Origin of the sequence: Prosthecobacter sp. (genome assembly GCF_044227185.1) — a bacterium.
Taxonomy (GTDB): Bacteria; Verrucomicrobiota; Verrucomicrobiia; order Verrucomicrobiales; family Verrucomicrobiaceae; genus Prosthecobacter.
In genome coordinates, this window is record NZ_JBGAFO010000002.1 from 409926 (window position 1) to 429101 (window position 19176).

Below are 19176 nucleotides of genomic sequence, written 5' to 3' on the forward strand. Positions count from 1 at the left end.
AAATGGCGCAGGCATTGGGAGAAGCGACCGGCAAAAGGCAGGGAGTGGGCGATGAGGCCAACGATGATCTGCCAGTCGAAAATCTTGCGACGAGGCCCCTGATGGCGCTTCTGGTCAGCCGTCTCAAGTTCATCTCTGCTCCATTGCAACAGCCTGAGAATGCGGCTGACGAGATCAACGGACGAGTCTTGGACCACAACAGCATCGGATGGCGGGTGCATCCCATGTCAGTTAACCATGAAATTATAAAGTACAGTAATTATAGCTTAACGGCATTGCGCCAAGGCTCGGCACCCCTGGGCTATATTCCGCAGCCCCTTTGGGGCTGAAACGCTGGAAAGCGGTGATGCAAAGAGAGTTTCGGCGGTTCAAAACGCGATGTGACAGGAGAGGCAAACCTCACGATGCATGACCTTAACCGAGTGCCATTCGTGGCAGGAGCGAATGGCGGGCAGTGGAGGGCCGCCATCGGGGTTTTCGGTGCTGAAGCATGCAGGTGGCCTGCATTTGGAATGCTCGGAAGTGGTTAATGGGATTGACCTAGAATGCCGTGCGAGGGTAAAACAAGCGGATGAAAAAACATGCCCGGTGTTTTCTTGTCGCGGGAATATTATCCCTTGTGGCAGCACCCATCTCGGCCTGCCTGTGGGACGGCGACACTCTGGCGGCGGAAAGCGCCCGCTTCCCGGGAATCTCCCAGCTCATCACCGGGGCATTCCCACGCCATTCCCAGGAGTTCTATGAATGGCGGCGGAAGACCTGTGAACAACAGCTCGCCAAAAATCCGAGGATGGTTGCCCTGTATGACGACCTCGCTGTAGCGCAGCATAAGCTGGGGGATCACAAAGGTGCCATCGCCACCATGATGGCCAAGGAAAAGTTACGCCCGGGGATCTACGAAACGTATTCGAATCTTGGCACGTTCTGCATCTATACAGGCGACCTGGATGAAGCGGTCAAATGGATCACCAAGGCGCTCGCCATCAATCCCAATGCCCATTTCGGAAGAGAGAAATATCAGAAATGGCTGGTCCAGTGGCAGATAGACCTCAAGAAGCCCAGGAAAGAAAAGGATAACGCTGAGCCCAAAAGATTGTCGACGCGCAATACGCTGATGGGCTTCGCCCGGTTCGTTGCCAGCAAAGAAGCCGGCATGGAAACTTCCTCTCCAGATCCTGAACTCACACTGTCTTCAGACCATGCTCTCTCGGCCATACGTGGTGTGGCCGGCATGATGAGATTTGCGGATTTTGACAATCCATTGCTGCAGGAGGCCATGGGCGATCTGCTGCTAGCCGGGGGCCAGGAGCGGAACGCTGCACAGATGGCCTCCATTTGTTATTTGCACGCAGCCAATGAGACGGCTGATGAGGACCAAAAGGCTGTATTAATGAGCAAGCTTACCCACTCAGGCCGCCATACCATGGGATTTGACCCAAAGGAGGTGGGCAAGCAGCTTCTGGACGGGCTCAAACAAGGTGACACATACTTCCAGGCCATTCGGGATGACGAAATTTCATGGATTGCCGCAGGGAAAGATGCCGGGGCTGAATTTCAAAGGAAGTATCTGGCGGCGAAGGGAAAATGACCAGGAAGCAAAGCCCCGTGCCGCGTGCCATCCCCCCTCCCCTTTTTGGAGACACTGTGCGCCTGTGTGCTGAAGAGCCGGGAGTGTGGCAATGCCCCCTGGGGCAGGGGCGCGAGCTTCCGAAAGCGCCCTGCTGTGCCTGTCTCAGCGAGCGGTGCGCTGGAGTGAGAAATTGATGCTGCGCGGAGCGAGGACCGCAGAGGGCCCCTTCTGCCTGCCCGGCGAGGGGCCAAATGTCCGAGATGACGGCTGGTAGCCGGGTGCAGAGGCGGTCACGGTATAGACCATGGAATGCGGAGAGGCCAGATACCAAGGCGTAGGGGCAAGACCGGGGCTTCCGAGGTAGATCAAGAAATGCCACTGTCTGAGCGAAGGAATGCCGTAAAATCCAGACTTTGAACTGTGCGTCTTAGCGCGATAACCTGCCCGCTCCGCCGTAATCGTGGCACCCGCCACCGGCTGTTTGGTCCGGCTGTCCTGAACAAAGCCGTCGGCACCGGGAGCGACGGGTGTTGTGCATGGAAACGGGACACATGCAGCTCCCAACATCGAGAGAGCGGACACAGCAAGATACATTCGAAAGCTCTGGTTCATGGGCCATCTTATCTGGCAGGCGCGGTTCGTTTGCCATTGGAAACAGCGCCCCGCCCACACGGAGCCTTCCATATACACAAAATGTGTCATGGCTGAAACCCGTGTTCTCCTGACGGGACGATTGACCGGCGGACCATGACGGGTATCTTTTAGAAGTGAGCATTCATCAACTGGCCGAAATCCCTGATGATCTGGCCGCCGAGGCGGCGCAGGTGCCAGGCATTCATATGCGCCTGATCTCTTTCCTGCGGGCTGAGATTGCTCAGAATCGCAGACGGCAGCATCAGCATAGCGAGCAGGCGCGGGAAGTCGTGAAGAAGGCCCGTGCCGAGGCAGAAAAGCTCAGAGCTGCCGGGATGACACCGGAACAGGCTCGGGCGGAGTTTTCCGAACTGCACCAGAAGGTCGTTGACCAAATCGCTGCCGACAGATGATCGCTGCGGTATTGGACACCAATGTGGTGCTTTCGTCCCAAAAGAGCAAGGGGACGGGCAGTCCAAACGCAGAAGTCATCAAGCGCTGGGAAGCGGGAGAGTTTGACTGGCTGTTTACGAATGATGTGCTGGAGGAGTATGCGGAGAAACTGACGGAACATGGCATCGCAGATCAAACGATCCAGTCGCTCCTCGGGCGGCTCATTTTCGCCGGCGTCGAGGTGGAAATCGATTTCTTTCATCTCCGACACTATCCCATCGATTCTGACGACACTGCCTTTTTGCTTGCAGCCTTGAATGGCAATGCCAGCCACCTGGTGACCTACGACCGCGACCTGGAGGACGTAGCGGTGTTTTATCCTGAGTTTGTGACCTGCAAGCCGCTGGTGTTTCTAACACATCTGCGGGCGGCATCGCCCCCGTGAAAGGAGACCAACCGCCGGACAGGCCCGGTTTTTGGATTCCAGGGGGCATTCCGGCATTCGACAGAGGGCGTTTGGCATGCTAAACACCCCGCCCCATGTCTGCACCTGCCAACCGTCTTGATGCCCGTTTTGCCCAGCTTCGCGCCGCGAAGAAGAGGGCGTTTGTCGCCTATGTGTGTGCGGGGGATCCGACGCTGGAGGCGACGATCGACATCGTGCTGGGGCTGGAGCGTGCGGGGGTGGATGTGGTGGAGCTGGGGGTGCCTTTCTCGGACCCGCTGGCGGACGGGATCGTGAACCAGATGGCGGCGGACCGGGCGCTGAAGGCGGGGGCGAGCACGCCGAAGGTGCTGGAGATGATCCGCCAGCTGCGGGCGAAGTCGCAGGTGCCGCTGGTGCTGTTTACGTACCTGAACCCGGTGTATGCGTATGGGTATGAGAAGTTTCATAAGGACGCCGCGGCGGCCGGGGCGGACGGGGTGCTGGTGCTGGACCTGCCGCCGGATGAGGCGGCGCAGAATGCGGAGCTGAAGCCGACGCCGGAGCTGCGGCACATCCAGCTCATCGCCCCGACTTCGCCGGCGGAGCGGATCGCGAGCATCGCGAAATCGGCGGAGGGGTTTGTTTATTATGTGAGCCGGCTCGGCGTGACGGGAGCGCAGGCGGAGATCGCCACGGGGATCGCGGAGCAGGTGGCGGTGATCAAGGCGGCGACAGAGGTGCCGGTGTGCGTGGGCTTTGGCGTGTCGAATCCGGCGCAGGCGGCGGAGATCGCCAGCAAAGCGGACGGCGTCGTGGTGGGCAGCGCGATCGTAAAGCTCATTGAGCAGAACGGCGCCAGCGCCGACTGTGCCGCGAAGGTGGAAGCCTTTGTGAAGCCGCTGGTGGATGCGGTGCATGCGCTGTGACTCTGACTCTGACTTCTTGACCTCTTTGACTCTCTGATTCCTTTTTGCCCCTCTTTCTCTCTTTTTCCATGACACTGAACTTCACCAAAATGAACGGCGCCGGCAATGACTTCGTCATGCTGGACAATCGTGATCTGAGCCTGTCCCTGACGAAGGAGCAGATCGAAAAGCTGTGCGACCGGCATCGCGGCATTGGCGCGGACGGGCTGCTGTGCGTGGAGCCGGCGACGGGGACGGGGGACTTCAAGATGCGCTACTACAACGCGGACGGCGGCGAGGCGGAGATGTGCGGGAACGGCGCGCGGTGCTTTGGCCGCTTTGTGAATCATCTGCACGGCGACAAGCTGACGAAGATCGCCTTTGAAACGCAGGCGGGAATCATTTCCGCGGAGTTTGAAGGGGAACAGGTGCGCATCAACATGAGCACGCCGCACAGCCTGAAGCTGTCGCAGCACCTGGAAGTGGCCGGGGCAGGGCTGACGGTGCACAGCGTGAACACGGGCGTGCCGCATGCGGTGGTGATGGTGGATGACCTGGAGGTGGTGCCGATCCGCGAATGGGGTGCGGCGCTGCGCTACCATGAGGCGTTCAAGCCGAAAGGGACGAATGCGAATTTTGTGAAAGTCATCGGCCCGGGCAGCATTTCCATCCGCACGTATGAGCGCGGGGTGGAGGATGAGACGCTGGCCTGCGGAACGGGGATGGTGGGCTGCGCGCTGGTGTACCACGAGCTGACCGGCGAGCCGGGGCCGATCAGCGTGCTGGTGAAGGGCGGAGACACGCTGAAGGTGGGGTTTGAAGAGCCGAACAAGAGCGAGTATGCGAATGTGACGCTGTTTGGGCCGGCGGATTTTGTCTTTACGGGGACGGTCTCGATTTGAAGAGAGCTGTTCCAGAGATTGAAAACTGAGAACTGGGAACTGAAAACTGAAAATTGTATGAGAGCGCAGAAGTCGTCTTTGGCATTGGCGGAAGAGATGGAGGATCGGTTCCTGGATTTTGCGGCGCGGATTTGTGCGCTGGTGGAGGCGCTGCCGGACACTAAGACTGGCAGGCATATTTCGGGGCAGATGATTCGCTGCGGGACTTCGCCGGCGCCGAATTATGCGGAGGCATGCGCGGCGGAGAGTCGCAATGATTTCACGCACAAGCTGGGGGTGGTGCTAAAGGAACTGCGGGAGACGCGCATCTGGCTGAAGCTTTCGGTCAAGACCGCCACGATGAAGAAGGGGCGGCTTATGCCGCTGATCGAGGAATGCTCCGAGCTCATGAATATCGTTGGAAAATCCATCGTGACGGCCAAGGCCAACACCCCCTCCAAGAGGGCACGCTGAACTGGGAGAGCATCACAATTTCCAATTTTCAGTTTTCAATTTTCAGTTTTCAGTCCGACAAATCCCGCCCCTTTCCCCTACCGCCCCATGTTCGCAGGAACCCATACCGCCATCGTCACCCCTTTTCGCAACGGCCAGATTGATGAGGCCGCGCTCAAATCGCTGGTCGATTTTCAATTCGACAACGGGGTGACGGGTGTGGTGCCGTGCGGCACGACGGGGGAGTCCCCCACGCTGGATCATGCGGAGCATACGCGGGTGGTGAAGCTGACGGTGGAGTTTGCCAAAGGCCGCGGCGTGGTGATGGCGGGCACGGGCTCGAACTCCACGCGGGAGGCGATCGAGCTGACGCAGGAGGCCGAGGCGGCGGGTGCGACGGCATCGCTGCAGGTGGCGCCGTATTACAACAAGCCGACGCCTGAGGGGCTGTACCAGCATTTCAAGGCGATCGCGGACAACACGAAGCTGCCGCTGATGCTTTACAGCATTCCGGGACGCTGCGGCATTGAGATCGGCCTGGATGTGCTGGTGCGTCTGGCGGAGAGCTGCCCGAACATCCGCTCCATCAAGGAGGCGGGCGGCAACCCTGAGCGCGTGAGCCAGATGAAGCAGGTTTTGCCGGCGGACTTTGAGATCATGTCCGGAGACGACGGGCTGACGCTGCCTTTCATGTCTGTGGGCGGCGTGGGGATCGTGAGCGTGGCGTCGAACGTGATTCCGAAGCCGATCAGCGACATGGTGCAACTGGCGCTGAAGGGCGACTACGCCGGGGCGCTGAAGATTCACACGAAGTACTACCCGCTGTTTGCGGCGTTTTTGAAGCTGGCGACGAACCCGATTCCGATCAAGACGGCGATGGCGCTGGCGGGCCACTGCACGGATGAGCTGCGGCTGCCGATGGTGGGGATGGAGAAGGAGAAGGTGGCGGAGCTGACGGCGACGATGAAGAAGCTGGGGATCATCTCGTAATCTGAAGAGAGCATGAGCCCGGCACGTTCTCCCAGCCTTTTAAGGTGGGGGATGTGTCTCGTGATGCTGTGCCAGCTCTGCCAGTGCTGCGCGCCGGAGAAGGAGCCTGGCTGGAATGACTTCAAAGTCTGGCAGCAGGTGGGCAGTGATCCGCCGAGCTACATCCCGACGGGTTATGGCGCGAAGCGGCGGCGGACGGAGCGCGAGGGCACGTGGTACACGGACCAGCGTGATGGGAAGCGGCTGTTTGTGCCGAAGACGGCGGTGGGCCGGCTGACGCCCGGCATGCTGACGGGAGAGGCGAAGAAAGCGACCGGCTTTGACGACAAGGGGAACCGCCTGACGCTGGGAGAAAAAATCACGTGGGGATTTCTGGCGCTCGTGGCGGGGATGGGGCGCGTGCAGCTGCCACCGCCGGATTGAAGGCGGCGGCTCGGTCTGCATGTATTTTTTAGCATGCATTCCCCTGTCCGGGCATGGTGTTACATGCTGGACATTTTGGCGGCGATGCGGCATTTGTGGGGCATGTCGTTTCAGCGTCATCTGTGCCTTGCCGCCCTGCTGGTGGGGCTGTCCAACTGCACCTACCTTGAGCAGAAGTTTGGGGGCATGATGCCGTCGTTTTCGAAAAAGACGGATGGGGACAAGAAGATCGGGGAGGCGAAGGTGATCGGGGTGATCGAACTGGTGAATCCGGAGCAGAACTATGTGCTGATCAACTGCGAGCAGCGGGTGGACATCCCGGCGGGGACGGAGATCATTTCGCAGGGGGTGAACGGGTCGGACGCGAGGCTGAAGGTGACGCCGGAGCGGAAGGGGAACTACATCACGGCGGACATCACGCAGGGGATGCCGCAGTTGAAGGATCTGGTGGTTTATCAGGTGAAGCCCGGGGAGTCTCAGCTGGGACAGCAGCAGCCACCGCCACTCGTGCCCACGGCGGGAGGGGGGATGGTGCCGATGGCGCCCACCATGCGGGCGGATGTGATTCCGCCGCTGAACGCGCCGTTTCAGCCGATAGGGCCGATGAGGTCCACGGTGGAGCCGCCGGCAAATCTGCCGAAACCGCCGCCCCCGCCCCAGGAGCAGCCGCCGCCGCGACAGGTGCAGAAAGCCCCTGCCCCGCCGCCCGCTGAGGAACCGAAGGCGGACCTGAGCAAACTGCTGCCAGTCGTCCGATGATCTCCGAAGATGAAGCTCTGAGCCGTGTGCTGGCGGCGGTGGCGCCGCTGCGCGCCGGGCCGCTGGCGTTGTTTGATGCGCTGGACCGCCATGCCGCGCAGGATGTGACGGCGACGGTGCCGATTCCGGCGTTTGATCAGTCGGCGATGGATGGGTATGCGGTGATCGCAGCGGAGACCGCGGGCCCTGCGCCGCTGAAGGTGGCGGGGGAACAAGCGGCGGGGCTGGATGAGGGACTGCGGCTGGAGAGGGGCTGTGCGATCCGCATTTTCACGGGCGCGCCGATTCCTGCGGGGGCGGATGCGGTGATCATGCAGGAGGATGTGCGGCGCGAGGGGGACAGCATCGTGTGCACGGAGCCGGTGGAGGCCGGAGAAAACATCCGGCGCGCGGGGGCGGACCTGTGCCAGGGGCAGTTTGTGCTGCGCGCGGGGGAGAAGATCACGCCGGGGCGGATGGGGCTGCTGGCCTCGCAGGGGCTGGAGGAGATTTCAGTGCATGGCGTGCCGCGGGTGGCGGTGCTGAGCACGGGGGATGAACTGGTGGCACCCGGCGCCGGGCCGCTGCGGGCGGGGCAGATTTACAACAGCAACGGGCTGATGCTGCGGGGCATGCTGGCGCGGCTGGGCATCCGGGAGAGCACGCAGGCGCACTGCCGGGATGATCTGGAGAGCACGACTGAGACGCTGCGCGAGCTGCTGAAGAGTCATGACGTGGTGCTGATCAGCGGCGGGGTTTCGGTGGGGGATCATGACCAGATCAAGCCGGCTTTGAAGGCGCTGGGGATCGAGCCGGGGCTGTGGCGGGTGAAGGTGAAACCGGGAAAGCCGTTTCTGTTTGCGCGAGATGAGAAGGCCTGTGTGTTTGGGCTGCCGGGAAATCCGGTCTCGTCCTTTGTGACCTTCCTGCTGTTTGTGAGGCCGGCGCTGCTGAAGATGATGGGAGCGGCGGAGGGGCGGCTGGGGCCGCGCGTGGTGGCTTCGAAGGCGGGGAGTGCGCTGACGAATCCCGGGGACCGGCCGCATTATCTGCGGGGAACGCTGGTGAAGGGGGAGTTCCTGGCCTTTGGCATGCAGCAGAGCCATGCGCTGCTGTCGCTGAGCCGGGCGGATGCGCTGCTGCGGCTGGAGGCGGGGGAGGAACTGCGGGCGGGAGATGCGGCGGAGGTTTGGGTGCTGGAGTAGAGTATTTTAAAATTATAGCGTGGCCAGATCGGTCGCCATCGGCAAGGAATGGGCTACCCCCTCACCCTAACCTCTCCCCAAAGGCAAAAACTGGGCATTGTCATATCATCGATGGGGAGAGGGGATTCGCTTTGTGGCCCACGACGCCATACTCGATGGCCATACTGTGTTTAAAAATGCTCTAGTTGGGAGGGTGGCGAACAAGCTTGGGGCACGGGGTCGGAGACCCCGGCACCTTGGGCTTTCGGTCTTTCGGGCATCTGGTGGATTGATTGGTTGCGGATGCGGCGGGGCCATTCATTCTGGCGGTTCTCTCATGGAACACGTTCTTGTCATCACCCGTCAGCTTTTCGACCAACTCGGCAGTTTTCAAGGCTTTCAAGCCGACGTCATGCGCTACCTGCAGGCGATGCTGGTGCCGGGGGCCAATCACTTCATGGAGCGGCCGGCGGCGGAGAAGGATCCCTCCCACAAGCAGCTCATCCCGTATGCCATCTTTCATCATGCGGGGCGTTATTTGAGCTACACGCGCGGCGGGAGCTCCGGGGAGAAGCGGCTGGTGGCGAAGAGGTCCATCGGCATCGGCGGGCACATCAATCCGGTGGATGCGGCGCAGGACGGGCTGGGGGAGACGATGTACTTCAACGGAGTGGAGCGTGAAATGGCCGAGGAGCTGGTGATCGGCGGCACGCACACGCAGAAAGTGATCGGTCTGATCAATGACGACGCCACGGAAGTAGGGGCGGTGCACCTGGGCGTGGTGCATTTCTTTGACCTGAGCTGCGATGACGTGAAGTCCAACGAGGACGCCATCCAGGACCTGCGGTTTCATACCCTGGAGGAGCTGCATGGCATGCGGGAGCAGCTGGAAACGTGGTCGCAGATCTGCGTGGAGCATCTGTGGAACGTTCAAAAATAATTGAATTGGCCGTAAGGGAAGAAATGCTTGTCTCTTGAGGCAACGAGTGTTTCTCTTCTGTGCACAATGGAAGAAACATCCCTCAGCGCCGCAGCGGCCCCGGCCGCTTCGCTGACACAACTCCCGCCAAACAGCAGCACCGCCGAGGATCGCATCCTGGTGGACAAGGCCCAGGCGGGAGACACACGTGCATTTGACGAACTGGTCAAAAAGTATACGCCGAAGCTGTATGGCCTGATCTACAACATGACCTCCAACCGGGAGGACACGGCGGACCTGCTGCAGGACGTGTTTGCGAAAGCGTACCGCTCCATCAAGCGGTTCATGGGGAAGTCCTCGTTTTACACGTGGATTTACTCGATCGCGGTGAACATGACCCTGAACTTCCTGAAGAAGCGGGGAAGGCACCACAAGGTGAGTCTTGACGATGTAGATACGGGCATTGAGAACGACCCTGAATTCATCCGCTTGACGACGGCAAACACGGGCACGCTGCGTGAAGTGAACATCCACGAGCTGCAAAAAAGGTTGAACGCAGCCATGATGAGGCTGTCAGAAGACCACCGCACGGTGGTGACCTTGTACGACGTACAAGGCCTCCAGCATGCCGAAATCAGCAAAATACTAGGGGTCTCGGAAGGGACCGTCAGATCACGTTTGTTTTATGCCCATCGCCTGCTTCAGACTTATCTTGAGGATTTCGTGAAATAGATAACGCCCGCCATAAACGACAAGAAACAACAATCTACAGCACGCCATGAATGAGTTTGAAAACATCCAGCGGTTGATTCGATTGAAGCGGTTCGAACAGCCGGAAGAAGGGTTCACCGAAAAATTCCTCGAACGGTTTCATCAACGGCAGCGGGAGGAGATGCTGAAGAAGTCCTCCGTGGAGCTGCTGATGGAGCGCGTGACCACCTGGTGGGAACACCTGATGGTGCCGAAATGGAGCCTGGCGGCCGCGGCGGTGGCCGTGTGCGCCGTGAGCGTGTGGCTGATCTCGCAGCCCGCGGCGAAACCCGGCGCGACCGTGACTGAAGGCCCGATCATTCCAGAGAAGCCCTTTGTGCCTAAAATGGATCTGCGCGACCTGCCGATGGCCCGGATGGCCGAGGAAGAAAAAGTCCCGATGAACGACCTGCTGCTGCGCAATCATGTGGAAGTGAGGCCGGTTCTGGAGGGCAAGGTGCCGCCGCCGCTCACGCCCGTCCCGGGTCCCTCGACTCTGCCTACGGCCAACGGTCAAAAGCCCACGGTGAAAAACGCCACCCCGGCGGTGCAGTCTGGCAACGAGGGCCGGCTGGGCAAGTAAGCGGCTGCTTTGGTGCGGGAGCGGGGTCAGGAGACCCCGGCCACCTGCCTGGAAAACTTCCCTTTGCCAGGAGGGCGGGCCCGGCGTAATTTTTGCGCCGCTCATGGGAAACCGCCCTGACATCTGCCGCCGCATCATCCGAATTAGCTTCGGACTCCTCCGCGCCTGACGCCGCCGGGAGAGTCCGTTGTCATGCATGCCCGCGCTGAAAGCGCTCCCGGCATCCCGGCGTCCCGGACAACAAGGCAGACGCCACTCCGGGTGAATTCTCATTGCATCCCCCTTCCCCCTCTTCATTTCCCCTCCCCACATGTCTCCAGTTACCATCTATGACACCACCCTTCGTGACGGCACGCAGGGCACCGGCATCTCCTTCAGCACCCTCGACAAAATCCGCGTGGCGGAAAAGCTCGATGATTTCGGGGTGCACTACATCGAAGGCGGCTGGCCGGGCTCCAACCCGAAGGACGCGGCGTTTTTTGAAGAAGCGTCCAAGCGGAGCTGGAAGAACGCGAAGATCACCGCCTTTGGCATGACGCGCCGCGGGAAGATGAAGGTGGAGGATGATCCGCAGGTGAAGATGCTGCTGGATGCGAAGACACCGGCCGTGACGATCGTGGGCAAAACGTGGGCTCTGCATGTGACCGAGGTGTTTCAGGTGACGCTGGAGGAGAACCTGGCGATGATCGCCGACACGGTGGCCTATCTGAAAAAGCACGGGCGCGAGGTGCTGTATGATGCGGAGCATTTCTTCGACAGCTTCAAGGAAGACCCGGAGTACTCGCTGAAAACGGTGAAGGCCGCGCAGGATGCGGGGGCGGACCTGATCGTGCTGTGTGAAACGAACGGCGGCGCGCTGCCGGAGTTTGTGGAGGAGACGACGCGCAAGGTGATCGCCCACCTGGGGCGGCCCGTGGGGATTCACACGCACAATGACGGCGGCGTGGGCGTGGCGAATGCGCTGGCGGCGGTGCGCGCAGGCGCGTGCCAGGTGCAGGGAACGATCAACGGCTATGGCGAACGCGTGGGGAACTGCAACCTGACCACCATCATGCCGAACCTGCAGATCAAGATGGGCATTGATCTGGGCATCGACCTCACACGCCTGCGGGAGCTGGCGAATTTTGTGGATGAACTGGCGAATGTGCCGCATGACATCCGCGCGCCGTATGTGGGCGTGGCGGCGTTCACACACAAGGGCGGGCTGCATGTGCATGCGGTGCAGAAGCTGGCGCGCACGTATGAGCACGTGGACCCCACGCTGGTGGGCAACCAGCGGGTGATCACCATTTCAGACATGTCCGGCCAGTCGAACGTGCTGGTGAAGGCGGAAGGCATGGGCTTCAAATTTGCCAAGGGCGATGCACGGGTGCAGAACATTCTGACGGAGGTGAAGCGCCTGGAGAGCGAAGGGTATGAGTTCGAAGCGGCGGAGGCGTCGTTTGAGATGCTGATCCGCAAGCAGCTCGGGCAGCATCAGCCGGTGTTTAATCTGATCGAGTATCACTCCACGCACCGCTTTCATGGCGGCGAGCATGGATTTGAAACCTGCGAGGCCACGGTGAAGATCGAGGTGGATGGCAGCCGCGTTTACACGGCGGACGAAGGGGACGGGCCGGTGAATGCGCTGGACAACGCGCTGCGCAAGGCGCTGCTGCCGTTCTTCCCGGCGCTGAAGGTCATGCGGCTGGCGGACTACAAGGTGCGCATCATCGACGGCGGGACGGGCACGGCGGCGAAGACCCGGGTGCTGATCACGAGCACAGATGGGAACGCGACGTGGGGAACTGTGGGGGTGAGCTGCAACATCATCGACGCGAGCTGGAAGGCGCTGGTGGATGGGATTGAGTATTTTTTGGTGAGGCAGGGGGGCTTGATTACGCCCTAACGCTACTCCATCATGCAGCTCGCAAAGTGGGATGACGGTTACGTGTTCGACGCCGACCCTCGGCGCGAAGACCCGCTTTACTACTACATGCGAGACGGAGGCTGGGGTTCGGCTATCGGCATCGAGGTTGCTCCGCTTTACGAGGAGCACACCGCTTCGCGAGTTACCATTCGAGTCTGGCCAGAGCATCTGCCACGCGAAGCGGGTTTGGAGGCAGCCGTGAAGCGCGATATGTATTCCCGCGTTCTATCCGTTCTTCTGCGTCGTTACCCGAAGTGGTCGAGCGTCACTTTGCAGAGCAATCACATTCCGGAGCTGGCCGAGCACGGTTTGATTTCATCGGCATTTATGGAGGCAGGTTTTTCTCGGAGCATGTTCACCACCCATGAAGAGACTTGGACAAAGGCCCCACCATGCGCCGCAGCGAACTCGGCATAGGCGTGTGGCGGAGCGTATGACCGACGCCCGTTCTTCGCACTTCGTGCTACGAAGCACCGGAACTCAAGGCGGCTTGATTGTGGGACGGGGAGTAACGTCGAAAGCCCATGCGAAAAAGGGAGCGCTGTTTTTTGGCAAAGGAATGAAGGGGCAAAGGAATGGCCGGAGATTTGCACCGCAGATTTGGAGAGCGCAGAGATTCCTGATCGGTTCAGAGCCAGTCTGCGATTTAGCGGAATGCCCGGTTTGCTTTCCGGATGGATGCTGCGCGTACCAGGGAAGCCTCGCCCAGGCTCGGCATCCCTTCGCTATGATGCAGAAGGCCGTTGGCCTTCAGGCCGAGGATGCCTGTTTATGGTACGCTTCTCAACGGGCGGCTCATATATAGCGGTTCGCAAAACTCATTTCCGTTTAGCGGGCTGTTTCTTGATCGCGGATCATGGGCTTCGGCGGCGGCCGGCTGAGGACAGCCAGCCCTACCTGCGCTGGAGCTGTAGCGGTTCGCAAAACTCATTTCCGTTTAGCGGGCTGTTTCTTGATCGCGGATCATGGGCTTCGACGGCGGCTGGCTGAGGACAGCCAGCCCTACCTGCGCTGGGCACTCGCGTGCCTGCAGCGAGGTGGCGAGGCTGGTCCTCCAGCCTCCGCCGAACGTCTCCAAGCGCCGCTGACCGGAAGTCCGTTTTGGAAAACGCGGTTTGCATGCGGTAGCCCAGGGTCGCCTCGCTTAGGCTCGGCTGACCCTGGGCTATAATCCGCAGCCCTTTCAGGGCTGGCGCGAGAATGGAGGCAGTCGTGGCAAAGAGAGATTCTACTGTCGAAGACGCTATGCGATGGGGGTTGCAAGACTGACGGCGCAAGGCCTTAACCGAGTGCCATTCATGCCGGGCAGGTAAAGCGTGGAAAATGTTTCCAGGCGGGCACTGATGGCACCGCCTTGGCGGAAGTGACGGATCACCACGCTGCTGTCGAGCAGACGCACGTCGTTATTCATCGGTGTCGATGCGGTCTGCGCTTTCGCGCACGGCGCGTTCAAAGTCTGCCCCTTCATCTCCTGTCATGCAGCCAGCGGTGGAGCGGATGGCAGCGCGCTGACGGCTGGAGCTCTCGGAGGAAGGGTGGAGCGTGTGGATGTAATGAGAGACCTCCACCAGCTTGGGAGCGGGCAGCTCGCGCAGGTCACGCACGATGGATTCCAAGAGGGTCAGCATGGGACAAGGTACATTGAACGCGGGATCTGGGCAAGTGTTTGCTCAGGGAGCGCCTGACAGCCAGCAAAGGCATGAGCCGGCGCTGGCACGAAAGCGCGCACGCTCACCTGCCTTCAACAGCCTTCATCCCCGCTGACTCCAGCACAGCACTCAGGTCGGGAGGGAGGGGAGCGGTGATGGTGAGCTGCTGGCCGGAGGCGGGGTGCTTCAGGGTGAGCTGATGGGCGTGGAGGAAGAGGCGTCTGGCGAGGAGGGTTTTGCGCAGCTTGCGGTTGAGATCGAAGGAGCCGTAAACGTCATCGCCGACGAGCGGGAGCTGGCGGGAGGCGGCCTGGACGCGGATCTGATGGGTTTTGCCGGTGATGAGCTCGATTTCGAGGAGGACGACGCGGTTGAGGGCGTTCAGCTCCAGCACGCGGTACTTTGCCTCGGCATTGGGGCGCAGGCCGTGGCGGACGGTGGTGCGTACCTGATGACCGGCATGGGCGGTGATGAGGTGGTCCAGCCACACGCCTTCGGGTTTGAGCGAGCCGCCGCCGCTGCAGAGGGCGAGGTATTTTTTGCGCACCTGCTCGGCCTCGAAGGCGGCACGGCAGGCGGCAGCGGTTTTTTCGTCGCGGGCTCCGAGCAGCACGCCGGAGGTGTCCTGGTCGAGGCGATGCATGAGCCAGACGGTGCCTGCGGCGGTTGTGAAGCAGCGGCTGCCGGCATCGTAGCTGCCTTCAAAGGCGGCGGCCTGCGGTTTTCCGCCCTTGGGATTGGGGTGGGAGAGCAGGCCATGCGGCTTGTTCACCACGATGAGGAAACGGTCCTCATGCAGAACTTCGCAGCGGGTGAGAGCGGAGGCGGGGGTCATTGGCGCGGATACTTCTCGCTCAGGTAGTCTTCCAGCGCATCGTACCAGTTGCGAATCTGCACGCCGAGGAGGTTTTGCAGCCTGGCATTGTCCATGACGGTCATCATGGGGCGCGGGGCCTTGAGCTGCGTGAGGCTGGCGAGGGGAACGGGCTTTACGTGCCGGGTTTTGACCGGGATGCCGAGGCAGTGGGCGATGCCGAGGGCAGCCTCCGCCCAGGTGTGCCAGGAGGCGATGCCGCTGTTGCAGAGGTGGAGCACGCCGCGTGTTGTCTGATGCCGGAAGATCAGTTGTTCGATCCAGCCGCCGATGTCTGCATTGCTGGTGGGCACGGAGACCTTGTCAGCCACGGCGCTGAGGTCGTCTGTCTGCAAAGCTTTTTGGATGATGTGGTCGGGATGGCTGGGCTTGTCCGGGCCAAACAGCCAGGAAACGCGCGCGACGAGAGCGTGGGGGGAGGCCTTCAGCACGGCCTGCTCTCCGGCCAGCTTGCTGCGGCCGTAGATGTTTACGGGTTCGGCTTCGTCCTCCTCGCTCCAGAGGTCGTGAGGCTGGCCGCTGAAGACGTAGTCGGTGCTGAAATGGATGAGGCGTGCGCCCCGTGCGTGGCAGCATTCAGCGAGGATCCGGGGCGCCTGGGCATTGGCCTGAAAGGCGCGCTCCGGCTGCGCTTCGCAGGCGTCCGGGCTGGTCATGCCGGAGGTGTTGAGCAAGACGTCAAACTTTTGAGCCTCCAGGCGGGCGGGCATGGTCTCGGGCTGATCAAAGTCCAGATCCGCCCGGCCCCAGAGGGTGGTCTCATGGCGGGGGGAGAGATGCCGGTGCAGCGCGCGGCCCAGGCCGCCGGTGGCGCCGAGGATGAGGATGCGGGGTGCTGGCATGGCGCATGCTTGCCATGGCTCCCGCGCTTGCAAAGCCAAAAGGTGTGTCCAAGATGGGCGCGCGACTGATTAAGGATGAATGAGTGATGCACAGCCCAGGATTGTGATTGTTGGCGCCGGCCTGGCGGGGCTGGCCTGTGCCCGGGTGCTGGCGGCGGCGGGACGACCCTTTACGATTCTGGAGGCCTCCAATGCGGTGGGCGGCCGGGTGCGCACGGACGTGGTGGACGGCTTCCGGCTGGACCGGGGTTTTCAGGTTTTTCTACCCGCGTACCCAGAAGCAAGGCGGGTGCTGGACTATGAGGCGCTGGACCTGCGGCCGCTGTACCGGGGCGCGGATGTGTTTGTGAAGAACCGCTTTCACCGCATGGCGGACCCGCTGGCGCATCCGCTGACCGCGCTGAAAAACTTCAATGAGGCCGTGGTGACGCTGCGGGACAAGTGGACCACGCTGCTGCTGCGCAAGGAGGTCTTTGGCCTGCGGGAACCGCCGATGGATCTGGCGGAAGTGGAGACCGAGGACTACCTGAGGGACTTTGGGTTTTCAGAAAACATGATCGACCGCTTCTTCCGGCCCTTCATGGGCGGGGTGTTTTTGGAGAAGGACCTGCGCACCAGCGCGCGCATGCTGCTGTTTTTGTTTTCCATGTTTGACCGGGCGGGCAGCGCGCTGCCGGCACGGGGCATGCAGGCCATTCCGGAACAACTGGCCGAGGCGCTGCCGCCGGGAAGCCTGCGGCTGAATGCGCCGGTGTCCGCGGTGCGCGCCGGAGAGGTGACGCTGGACACCGGGGAAGTGCTGCACGCGGACCACGTGATCGTGGCGGTGAGCGAAGAGGTGGCGCACCGGCTGCTGCCTGCGGTGGAAAACACGCCGCGGCTGCCCAGCCGTGCCACCACGTGCCTGTACTTTGCCACAGATGAACTGCCGGCGGGGGACCCCATCCTGCATCTGGATGGTGACGGGCGGGGCCCGGTGAACAGCGTGGTGGTGCTCTCACGAGTCTCGCCGCACTACGCGCCGCCGGGGCAGCATCTGATCTCCGCGTCCATCATTGGCGCGCCGTCCAGCACGGAGCTGGAGCAGGTGGTGCGCGAGCAGATGCGCATGTGGTTTGGCGAGAAGACGGTCTCTCAGTGGCGGCACCTGCGCACGTACCAGATCCGCCATGCGCAGCCGGAGGGCAGGCAGCTAAGGCTGGGAGACGGACCGCTGGCGAACCTGATCCAGCCCGGGCTCTACCGCTGCGGGGACTGGTGCGAGCATGTGTCCATCAACGGCGCGCTGCTCAGCGGCCGTCGGTGCGGAATGGCGGTAATGAAAGCGTTGGGAGAACCGAACCTGGAGTAGGATTGGCGGGAGCCGACTCGGTGGGGAGCACAAAGGGATTGATGGTGGGGGCCGCATTGACGAGGCGCACCTCCACTTTCGTGACGCCAAAGGTGTCCGGCTTCTTCGCGGCAATGGAGCGCAGTTCCTGCGCCACGCTCTCGGCATCGGCGCGTTTTTTGAGATCCTTGATGATCACGGTGGTGAAGCCGGGGCCGGCCTGGACGTCGATCTTGGAGACAGGAACGCCCATGTCCACATGGATGAGTTTTTCCCAGTTGCTGGCGTGCTGGAGGTCTGAAAGGGCGATGAGGCCGGCCTTGTGGTAGCCCTCCTCCTTCTTCGAATCGACCGAGGGTGAAGCGGCAACCGGCTCCGGCTTGTGCTGGCAGGCGGCGAAGAAGGCAGTGGTGGCAAGGAGGGGAAGGAGAAGATGGAGGCGGCTGGGGATCACGATCACAGTTTGAGGAAGGCCTTTTGTTTATACAGCCACCAGCAGATGAGCCAAAGCACAAAAAGCACGCCGCAACGCTCGATGACCGGAGTCCAATACGCCGGGAAGGCAGAGTCGGGCAGGTGTTTGTGCAGATTGTCCCTGATCCATCCGGCGCAGAGGCTGTGCAGCAGGTAAATGACGATGCTGTTCATGCCGACGACGACGAGCGGGAACACGAGGCGCCGCATGCCGAGGAGCTCCACCAGGCCGTAAAAGAAGGAGAGGAGGATGAGCACCCAGCCGCCGCTGAGGATGACCCAGGAAGGGGTCCAGATGCGCTTCACCACGGGGAGGAGGGTGTATTGATCGAGCTGGGCGCCGACGACGGGGAGGACCTTGAGATCGAGCCCGGTGCCGATGATGACGAGAACGAGGCCCATGATGAGGAGGGCGGCCCATTTGCCCTTGTCCGTCTTCTGGCTGCGCATGAGGAAGCAGCCGGTGAGCGCGCCGAGGAGCATTGTGGCGAGGGCGGGGATGCAGTTGAGCGTCTGATAACCGCCAGGATTGTACACAAAGGGCTGGGCCTGCGGGAGCTGATTGAGGAACCAGCGGTCAAAGGCAGCGGCGGCATTGGTGTGGATGTCCCAATGGCCGGCGAAGCCGGGGAGGATGGCCTGCTCGGTGCCCTTCATGCCCGCGATGGCGGAGAGCTCCTCCGGCGAGGGCAGCGGATGATGGATGAAAAACCAGGTGTAGCCGACGAGAATGAGAATGATCCAGGCCAGGAGGTACTCCCAGCCGAGGCGGGTGAGGAGAAAGAGCAGGAAGTAGCCGAGGCCGATCTGCGCGAGCACATTGGTGAAGAGAAAGACGGTGTGCTTGTCCGTGGAATGAGTGGCCAGCATGACGCCCAGGGCCACGAGGAGGATGGAGCGTGTGAGCGCATGCCAGGCGATGCCGAAAAAGGACTGTCCGTGCTCGCGGCGCTTCGCATACGAAAAGGGCACGGACATGCCCACCATGAACATGAAGCTGGGCTGGATGAGATCCCACAAGGAGCAGCCCTGCCAGGCCTGATGCGCGAACTGCGGCTGGATGAACTCCCAGATGGAGCCGGGATGAGCCGCGGCCATCTGCACGATGCCGAAGCCCGAGGAGGCCATGAGCAGCATGATGAACCCCCGAAAGGCATCGAGGGAAAGGAGACGTGGGTTGGTGGTGGTTGGGTTCATGGGCGGAACCACCAACGCCGCTCGCGCACGCCTGCTATCGGAACCGGGCGAG

At 61.5% G+C, this 19176-nt stretch carries 22 protein-coding genes; 17 read left to right on the forward strand and 5 right to left on the reverse strand.

The window, feature by feature from the left end; all coding sequences use genetic code 11:
• Positions 1 to 2 precede the first annotated feature (2 nt).
• The 16 genes from ACILSQ_RS06185 (at position 3) to ACILSQ_RS06260 (ending at position 13175) form a co-directional block, all read left to right on the forward strand.
• Positions 3 to 329 carry a hypothetical protein gene (locus ACILSQ_RS06185; protein WP_395742714.1) on the forward strand — a complete coding sequence of 109 codons (327 nt, stop codon included), beginning with the start codon at positions 3 to 5 and terminating at the stop codon, positions 327 to 329.
• A 242-nt stretch (positions 330 to 571) separates the two neighbouring features.
• The gene (locus ACILSQ_RS06190) at positions 572 to 1588 is read left to right on the forward strand and encodes a tetratricopeptide repeat protein (RefSeq protein WP_395742715.1); all 1017 of its coding nucleotides are present in this window, start codon (positions 572 to 574) and stop codon (positions 1586 to 1588) included.
• 749 nt (positions 1589 to 2337) lie between these two features.
• Entirely contained in the window at positions 2338 to 2616 is a 279-nt protein-coding gene (locus tag ACILSQ_RS06195) for a hypothetical protein (RefSeq protein ID WP_395742716.1), read from the forward strand.
• A complete protein-coding gene (locus ACILSQ_RS06200) occupies positions 2613 to 3041 on the forward strand; it encodes a putative toxin-antitoxin system toxin component, PIN family (RefSeq protein ID WP_395742717.1) in 429 nt (142 codons plus the stop codon). Before ACILSQ_RS06195 ends, ACILSQ_RS06200 begins: the two co-directional genes overlap by 4 nt.
• A 95-nt stretch (positions 3042 to 3136) precedes the next feature.
• Complete coding sequence (trpA, locus tag ACILSQ_RS06205) at positions 3137 to 3949, forward strand: tryptophan synthase subunit alpha (protein WP_395742718.1); 813 nt, start codon at positions 3137 to 3139, stop codon at positions 3947 to 3949.
• Between the two features lie 68 nt (positions 3950 to 4017).
• Entirely contained in the window at positions 4018 to 4830 is an 813-nt protein-coding gene (gene dapF / locus ACILSQ_RS06210; RefSeq protein ID WP_395742719.1) for a diaminopimelate epimerase, read from the forward strand.
• A gap of 18 nt (positions 4831 to 4848) precedes the next feature.
• Entirely contained in the window at positions 4849 to 5283 is a 435-nt protein-coding gene (locus tag ACILSQ_RS06215) for a four helix bundle protein (protein WP_395742720.1), read from the forward strand.
• An 87-nt stretch (positions 5284 to 5370) separates the two neighbouring features.
• A complete protein-coding gene (gene dapA / locus ACILSQ_RS06220; RefSeq protein ID WP_395742721.1) occupies positions 5371 to 6252 on the forward strand; it encodes a 4-hydroxy-tetrahydrodipicolinate synthase in 882 nt (293 codons plus the stop codon).
• Between the two features lie 12 nt (positions 6253 to 6264).
• On the forward strand, positions 6265 to 6675 hold the full coding sequence (locus tag ACILSQ_RS06225) for a hypothetical protein (RefSeq protein WP_395742722.1): 411 nt from the start codon (positions 6265 to 6267) through the stop codon (positions 6673 to 6675).
• Positions 6676 to 6708: 33 nt separating this feature from the next.
• Entirely contained in the window at positions 6709 to 7434 is a 726-nt protein-coding gene (locus ACILSQ_RS06230) for a hypothetical protein (RefSeq protein WP_395742723.1), read from the forward strand.
• Positions 7431 to 8618, forward strand: a complete 1188-nt coding sequence (gene glp, locus ACILSQ_RS06235) for a gephyrin-like molybdotransferase Glp (RefSeq protein WP_395742724.1) — start codon at positions 7431 to 7433, stop codon at positions 8616 to 8618. Before ACILSQ_RS06230 ends, glp begins: the two co-directional genes overlap by 4 nt.
• A 316-nt stretch (positions 8619 to 8934) precedes the next feature.
• The gene (locus tag ACILSQ_RS06240; protein ID WP_395742725.1) at positions 8935 to 9537 is read left to right on the forward strand and encodes a hypothetical protein; all 603 of its coding nucleotides are present in this window, start codon (positions 8935 to 8937) and stop codon (positions 9535 to 9537) included.
• A gap of 66 nt (positions 9538 to 9603) precedes the next feature.
• A complete protein-coding gene (locus ACILSQ_RS06245; RefSeq protein ID WP_395742726.1) occupies positions 9604 to 10248 on the forward strand; it encodes a sigma-70 family RNA polymerase sigma factor in 645 nt (214 codons plus the stop codon).
• Positions 10249 to 10294: 46 nt separating this feature from the next.
• The gene (locus tag ACILSQ_RS06250) at positions 10295 to 10849 is read left to right on the forward strand and encodes a hypothetical protein (protein ID WP_395742727.1); all 555 of its coding nucleotides are present in this window, start codon (positions 10295 to 10297) and stop codon (positions 10847 to 10849) included.
• Positions 10850 to 11159: 310 nt separating this feature from the next.
• On the forward strand, positions 11160 to 12737 hold the full coding sequence (gene cimA, locus ACILSQ_RS06255; protein ID WP_395742728.1) for a citramalate synthase: 1578 nt from the start codon (positions 11160 to 11162) through the stop codon (positions 12735 to 12737).
• A 12-nt stretch (positions 12738 to 12749) separates the two neighbouring features.
• A complete protein-coding gene (locus tag ACILSQ_RS06260) occupies positions 12750 to 13175 on the forward strand; it encodes a hypothetical protein (RefSeq protein ID WP_395742729.1) in 426 nt (141 codons plus the stop codon).
• 986 nt (positions 13176 to 14161) lie between these two features.
• Here ACILSQ_RS06260 and ACILSQ_RS06265 read toward each other — a convergent pair.
• From ACILSQ_RS06265 to rfbD, 3 genes are all read right to left on the reverse strand, one after another.
• Positions 14162 to 14386: a hypothetical protein gene (locus tag ACILSQ_RS06265; protein WP_395742730.1), complete on the reverse strand. Its 225-nt coding sequence runs from the start codon at positions 14384 to 14386 to the stop codon at positions 14162 to 14164.
• A gap of 103 nt (positions 14387 to 14489) precedes the next feature.
• Positions 14490 to 15242: an RluA family pseudouridine synthase gene (locus tag ACILSQ_RS06270; RefSeq protein WP_395742731.1), complete on the reverse strand. Its 753-nt coding sequence runs from the start codon at positions 15240 to 15242 to the stop codon at positions 14490 to 14492.
• Entirely contained in the window at positions 15239 to 16123 is an 885-nt protein-coding gene (rfbD, locus tag ACILSQ_RS06275; RefSeq protein ID WP_395742732.1) for a dTDP-4-dehydrorhamnose reductase, read from the reverse strand. Before rfbD ends, ACILSQ_RS06270 begins: the two co-directional genes overlap by 4 nt.
• Before the next feature lie 79 nt (positions 16124 to 16202).
• On the opposite strand from rfbD, the gene ACILSQ_RS06280 reads away from it, so the two are divergent.
• Entirely contained in the window at positions 16203 to 17474 is a 1272-nt protein-coding gene (locus ACILSQ_RS06280) for an NAD(P)/FAD-dependent oxidoreductase (RefSeq protein WP_395742733.1), read from the forward strand.
• On the opposite strand, the gene ACILSQ_RS06285 is transcribed toward ACILSQ_RS06280, so the two are convergent.
• A complete protein-coding gene (locus ACILSQ_RS06285; protein ID WP_395742734.1) occupies positions 17413 to 17907 on the reverse strand; it encodes a hypothetical protein in 495 nt (164 codons plus the stop codon). The genes ACILSQ_RS06280 and ACILSQ_RS06285 overlap by 62 nt on opposite strands.
• A 2-nt stretch (positions 17908 to 17909) precedes the next feature.
• Positions 17910 to 19124 (reverse strand): acyltransferase family protein, encoded by a 1215-nt coding sequence (locus tag ACILSQ_RS06290; protein ID WP_395742735.1) that lies wholly within the window; start codon positions 19122 to 19124, stop codon positions 17910 to 17912.
• Positions 19125 to 19176 lie beyond the last annotated feature (52 nt).